Annotated in this window: 6 protein-coding genes; 1 reads left to right on the top strand and 5 read right to left on the bottom strand. The window is 49.9% G+C overall.

The window, feature by feature from the left end; translation table 11 throughout:
* Window positions 1–305: 305 nt before the first annotated feature.
* Window positions 306–656, top strand: coding sequence for a histidine triad nucleotide-binding protein (locus NZ772_12375; GenBank protein MCS6814345.1), 351 nt, complete (start codon window positions 306–308; stop codon window positions 654–656).
* Between the two features lie 57 nt (window positions 657–713).
* Here NZ772_12375 and NZ772_12370 read toward each other — a convergent pair whose 3' ends face one another.
* The 5 genes from NZ772_12370 to NZ772_12350 all read right to left on the bottom strand — a co-directional run.
* Window positions 714–1,256, bottom strand: a complete 543-nt coding sequence (locus NZ772_12370; GenBank protein MCS6814344.1) for a porin family protein — start codon at window positions 1,254–1,256, stop codon at window positions 714–716.
* A 674-nt stretch (window positions 1,257–1,930) separates the two neighbouring features.
* Window positions 1,931–2,833: an ABC transporter permease gene (locus NZ772_12365; protein ID MCS6814343.1), complete on the bottom strand. Its 903-nt coding sequence runs from the start codon at window positions 2,831–2,833 to the stop codon at window positions 1,931–1,933.
* Window positions 2,834–2,864: 31 nt separating this feature from the next.
* Window positions 2,865–3,632: a hypothetical protein gene (locus NZ772_12360; protein MCS6814342.1), complete on the bottom strand. Its 768-nt coding sequence runs from the start codon at window positions 3,630–3,632 to the stop codon at window positions 2,865–2,867.
* A 239-nt stretch (window positions 3,633–3,871) separates the two neighbouring features.
* Window positions 3,872–5,224: a bifunctional folylpolyglutamate synthase/dihydrofolate synthase gene (locus NZ772_12355; protein ID MCS6814341.1), complete on the bottom strand. Its 1,353-nt coding sequence runs from the start codon at window positions 5,222–5,224 to the stop codon at window positions 3,872–3,874.
* Between the two features lie 36 nt (window positions 5,225–5,260).
* Window positions 5,261–5,859: HAMP domain-containing histidine kinase (locus tag NZ772_12350; protein MCS6814340.1), on the bottom strand; the 599-nt coding region annotated here is incomplete at its 5' end.

Below are 5,859 nucleotides of genomic sequence, written 5' to 3'. Positions count from 1 at the left end.
CACTTCTCCAGCACTGATTCGTCGATCCAGAAGGTGAGGCTTCTCGTTGCGCAATCTAGCGTTATCCTCAGACCAGTTGCAGATGTGATCGTGAGTGATCAGGGTGCGTTTTGGTGTGGTACCTGAAACCATGCCTCTCTAGCCCGTAACTCCTCTTGCAGGAAACAACGCCCATGGGTGGTGGGGGAGCGCCATCAGCAGGCACTGGTGTCTTTTCAGCACCTGGTCAAAATCCATTTTCGAGAAGGCATCGTACCCCAACTCATGCCATAGTTATGGGTGAACCTAATGCGAACGTGACGCTGATGAGTAACAGCACTGAAACCATTTTTAGTAAAATTATCCGCCGTGAGATTCCTGCGGATATTGTGTATGAAGACAATCTCTGTTTGGCATTTCGCGACATCCAGCCCCAAGCCCCTGTGCATATTTTGGTGATTCCCAAGGAACCGATCGCCAAGCTAGCTGATGTTGAGTCCAAGGATCATGCCCTTATGGGACACCTGCTGTTAACCGTAAAGCGTGTGGCTGAGCAGGAAGGACTCGCCAATGGCTATCGTGTTGTGATTAACTGCGGCCCCGATGGTGGGCAGACGGTTTACCACTTACATCTGCACATCCTGGGTGGACGGCAGATGCAGTGGCCTCCTGGCTAAAGCCTAGCTTTGGGTGTCAGAACATTAGCAGTTGACCTGACACCCAGTTACTAGCCCCTAGAACCGATAGCCTACACCAACTTGGATGCTAGCAGCAGAGGCATTGCTGCCCTTAAAGGCGTTGATGCCATACTTGACATCGCCGTAGGCAACAACATTCCGGGCGATCTCTGATTCTACGCCAGCGGTAAGCACAACAGCATTCTGATTACCTAGGGGAGTTGCGGCATTTTGGTTAGTCACAAAGGAATAACCACCTCCAGCATACAGGTTGGTTTTTGGGGCGACTGGCAGGTCATAGGTGACGATCGGCATCAGAGCCACACTCTTGTCAGTAAACAGCACGGCACCGCGCAGAGAAACAGGTGCTTCAGAAAAGGCATAACGACCTTGGACATTGCCACCAAAGGCAGCGCCATCATTGCCTTGTCCACCACTGGTAACTCCAGCAGAAATGCCTGCGCCGACATAGCTACCTTGCAGACCCTTGGCACTGGTGCTGACCTCTTGAGCTGACACAGCACTAGCGGAGACGATAGACATAGCTGCTGCAACTGACAATACAGAAATGGTTGCGATTGACTGGAAGTATTTATTCATACTAGTTTCCTCCTAGGGTTGAATGGTGGTTAAAACTCCGATCAAATTGCCCTACTATTCACAGGTCAGTAGGCATGAAATGATCAACATTGAGTCAGGAAAAGCATGGGAAGAAACAGACATGAAATCCACATCAGCTCAGTCTAGAGACGCAGCCAGCAGTAATTCTGTGGTTTTCTAATCTTAGAAATTGACATCAGAACTAGCTGGAATCACTAGTGAGCTTTAGGGATATTTGCCAGTGGTTTCATCCCTTGCTTCATTTCCTATCTAACGAAATAGATTCACGATCGTGGAATGATTGGGTTCTGTTTACTAAGTGTCACATTCCTACAGAGTGAGTCGATTTCCAACCCAAGACAGAGCTGGGAGGGGTGTATGTCACGTTTGCCCTCACCCCAAATCCCTCCCACAAGTTGCTATTCATTATGCAAAACATGCTAAGACCCTGGTCAGATAGGAGCTTTAGCTTTTCATTAACCCCCAACAGTGGAGAGCGAGTCATGGCCAGGCTTTCAGAAATTGTCACAAAAGCACATCCTCCTAAACCTTTGCCATTCTTGAGGTTCGGATAGTGCAAAATTGCAATCGTCTCTTGGAAAGACTTTCAGGGAGATTTCCAGAATGGATAGCTGTTAGGAGAGGGCTAGGGTGAGAGCTGCGCTATCGAGTGACTAGCTGCGGGCAAAGCGACGTACTGCCAATAGACTGCCAGCTAAGCCAACGCTGGCTCCAAAGCCCAGTAGAACCAGGGGTAAAAGCACGCGATCGCGATCGCTCAGAGCTAGTCCCTCTGCCAGAAAGCGAATGAATTGAGGCTGTTGGATAAGCGTTTTACTCAGGCCATAGCCCAAGCTCTCTAGCATTCCCCATGCTAGAAATCCACCTACAATTCCAAATACCATGCCCTGCACAACAAAGGGGAGGTAAATCCAATCGCGGGTGGCACCAACAAGTTGCATAATTTCAATTTCGCGGCGACGAGCAACAACGATCAAGCGAATAGTGGTAGTGATTACGGCAATTGCTGTCATGGTCAGTACAATTGTCACTACTGTACCAAGCCATGTCAGGCCTTGTTTCAACTCTCCAATTTTCTGGACAGCTTCATCAACATATTGCACGTGGTTAACACCGGGCAGTTGGCGCAGCCGATCAGCAATCTGTGGCACTTGTTGCGAGTCAGTGGCTTTTACCCGCATCTCATCTACCAAGGGATTGCCATTTAACTGCTGAGTAGCACCCTGAATATCTGCCATGCCCAAATCTTTCACCAGGGCTTTCCAGGCCTCTTCCTTAGAGGTAGTGGTAACGCCTACTACCCCAGGTATATTGTTGACTAGCGGAACCAGCACCTTTGCTTGCACACCACTGTCTAAGTACACAGAAACCTCTAACTGGCTGCCAAAGCGTCCTAGTAACCCATCTATTTGCCAAGAAGCCTGGAGTCCCAGCCCAAACAGAAATAGCAGCACAGTAACCGTGCTGACAGCCGCCCAATTCATCCATCCACCACGCCGGAGGCCGAGCAGGGTTTCGCGCAATAGGTAATCAAGCTGGCTAAGGGTCTTCAACATAGTCATCTGAGCAACTAGTCCTTACGGTTGATTAGGAGAATAGGTTAAAACGTTGCAATTGGGCTTCTACAAGTTGAGGAAGTTGACGGTGCAACTCTTTGGCGGTCTTAAACACAACACGACTATGACTAGGTAGGTCAAAGGGGAACTGTCCAGGAATGTCCGATCGCTCTTGCTGGACGAGCAATAGTTGCTCTGCTCGCTTGCATTGCAAGGCGTAACCCACTTCTACACAGACCTTGGGGCTTGGGATAATTTGGGGGGGATCGCCCTCAAACAGGGTGATAGGCGTGCCATCTGCAATGAACAGGAGACTCTGGCGGATTTTTCGCATCAGGGTGCTGTTGAGTCGGATAGGAGCATCAGTAAGGCGATGGGATTCTTCTAGGGTGAGGAGTAGGCGAGATCTGGTATTGAGGTCATCTAGAATTTGTTCCAACTCCGATCGGAGTATGGCGCTAGATTCTGGATAATCTGTCTGATAACAGAGAAAAATTGTTGGCTCTAGGTTAGCCATAACATCCCGCTTGGTGAAATAAATCTCATGGCTGCTGAGATCAATATTGGCAATGCTGTAGCCCCCACTGCCCTCGATGTAAAACTCCACAGTCTCTCCTTCTAGGTACCGCTGAAACCAGGCACTTTGCTTCACATCAGCACTATCGTCGAGAAAATCAGCACGCAGCCCCGACTTGAGCAAGCTATTCTTACTCAGGCGTAGGTCATAGGGACGCTGTTCTAGGTCTGCGATCGGCTCGTAATGTTCCAAGTACCAAGCTTTCAGGGCAATGATTGCCATAGGCAACCTCCAACTGAGGTCATGTGGAATGAATAAAAGATAGCTGACAGCTTATCGCAAAATTATTCAAGGGACACAGTGAAAACCAAGTTCATAGATCAGTTCTTAGTTATGTGCTTCACATAGCTTTACCAAAGTCCTCCTAATATATATTCTCCTTGCTACGGCTACAAATACCTTGTGGTCGAATTTAAGGCCACACTGTGAACCAAGGGGTTATCACGGGGTTATGTGTTAGCTTAGCGATCGCTATGGCGTAAAAAGTGCCCTAACAGATAGAGCGAGCCACAGAGCACGACCAAACTGGATGGGTTTTGCTGGGCAGTTGCGCAGGCTAGGTCAAGGGCAGCAAATACATCAGCATAGGCTTGGCCATGGTGAAGACCTGGGCAGAGTTGGTGTGCCAGCGTTACCAATTCCGTGGGGTCAGCCGTACCAGCGTCAGGAACAGGGACAAGGTAAAGGCGATCGCCAGCTCTGAGTAGTGCTTGCAGCATATCGTGGTGCTCTTTGCGCTTCATCATGCCTACTACCCAATGGATGGCTGCTGGCTGCCACCCCAGGTCACTATCTACATACTGGCGGAGTGCTACCATTCCAGCAGGGTTGTGGGCACCGTCTAGTAAGAGAGGATGCCCGTGATAAGTCGTCCATTGCAATCGTCCTGGCCACGAGGTTGTAGCCATACCCTGGACAATTGCTGTATTATCAACGTGCCATCCCTGCTGCCGTAGCACATAAATGGCAGCGATCGCCAAGGCTGAGTTGATTAGTTGCACCGACCCCGGCAACACAAGGGGAAAGGTAACGTCAGCAGTAGTGTGATGGTCATGGCTATTGCTAGTCCCAGGACTGGCGGGAAATTGACAGGTCACCCAACAGCCATGGGGTTGTTGCTCAGTCACCCGAAACCTAAAGCCAGAGGCTTGATCCCAGGGAAACCAAGCAGGACAATCTAACTCGGCTAGCCGTTGACGCAGAACAGCTTCGACATCAGGCGCTTGGGGAGCAATGACCGCAGGACAATGTGGTTTAAGAATGCCAGCTTTTTCTGTAGCGATCGCAGCTAGGGTGTTCCCCAAAATGTGGGCGTGATCTCGGCTGATGGAAGTAATTACACTCACTAGGGGACGATCGCAAACATTAGTAGCATCCAAGCGTCCCCCTAAGCCTACCTCCACCACAGCAACATCCACTCCTTGGTGCACAAAATATAACCAGGCAGCAGCGGTAACCATCTCAAATTGGCTAGGGGGGTCATCCTCAGACATGACGACTGATTTGATTTGATGCAGCACTGCCAGGAACTGCTCTGGGGCAATGGCAGTATTGTTCACACAAATACGCTCACACCAACTCACTAAATGGGGCGATGTATAGCGCCCTACTCGATAACCTGCGGCTATCAGAATGCTAGAGAGATAGGCACAGACTGACCCCTTGCCGTTAGTACCGGCTACATGAATGATTGGCACCTGTTGGTGAGGATTGCCAAGATCTGCTAACAGCCGTTTAACTCGTGCTAACCCTAACTTGATGCCAGACCACTGAAACTGGCTGAGGAATTGGTCAAGATCATCATTGGTAGTCATAGTGCGAGGTTGTCACCATCTGAGGGCATTACTTATTCAACCAGCGATCGGTAACGTAAACCAGAACTCTGCACCATGACCAAGACTAGTTTCCACACCAATTTCACCACCATGGGCTATCACAATTTGCCGACAGAGATACAATCCTAACCCCAGGCCCCGCACCCGCGATATGGATGTGCCCCGACGATAGCGCTCAAACAGGCTAGCAGTTTGGCTGGGGTCAATGCCAACACCATCGTCAGCTACGGCACAGCGCACATAGCCTGGAGTAGTGGCGATCGCGGTTGTTAAGGTGACATGAACCCCTGGTGGATTGTGTTTGAGGGCATTTGCCAACAAATTTTCTAGCACTCGCCAAATTTGACTGGGGTCAGCTTTGACCAGCGGCGCATCAGAGGAAAGCTGACAATCTAAGCTAGCCTGATAGTCGGGCAAGATAGGCTCCCAAGTATCGGCTAATTCCTTCAGCAGGGTATTTACAGCCATCACTTGTGGTTGAAGCGTAACTCCCCACATTTCCACCTCATTAGCTTCTACCAAGGAATTAATCAGGTGAAGTTGACGATCGCAACTACTGTCCATCCGTTGCAATACTGTCGTAGGCACCCACAGTTTAGAGGGTTCTGATGCAG

Source organism: Cyanobacteriota bacterium (assembly GCA_025054735.1).
In the GTDB taxonomy this organism is placed as follows: Bacteria; Cyanobacteriota; Cyanobacteriia; order SKYG9; family SKYG9; genus SKYG9.
The sequence above is the reverse complement of the archived record's forward strand: the minus strand, read 5'-3'. Positions and strand labels throughout refer to the sequence as shown.

What these genes read in the sequence shown, in the direction of transcription:
- NZ772_12355 (MCS6814341.1), bottom strand. Translation starts at nt 5,224, where the DNA reads ATGACTACCAATGATGATCTTGACCAATTCCTCAGCCAGTTTCAGTGG.
- NZ772_12365 (MCS6814343.1), bottom strand. Translation starts at nt 2,833, where the DNA reads ATGTTGAAGACCCTTAGCCAGCTTGATTACCTATTGCGCGAAACCCTG.
- NZ772_12375 (MCS6814345.1), top strand. Translation starts at nt 306, where the DNA reads ATGAGTAACAGCACTGAAACCATTTTTAGTAAAATTATCCGCCGTGAG.
- NZ772_12360 (MCS6814342.1), bottom strand. Translation starts at nt 3,632, where the DNA reads ATGGCAATCATTGCCCTGAAAGCTTGGTACTTGGAACATTACGAGCCG.
- NZ772_12370 (MCS6814344.1), bottom strand. Translation starts at nt 1,256, where the DNA reads ATGAATAAATACTTCCAGTCAATCGCAACCATTTCTGTATTGTCAGTT.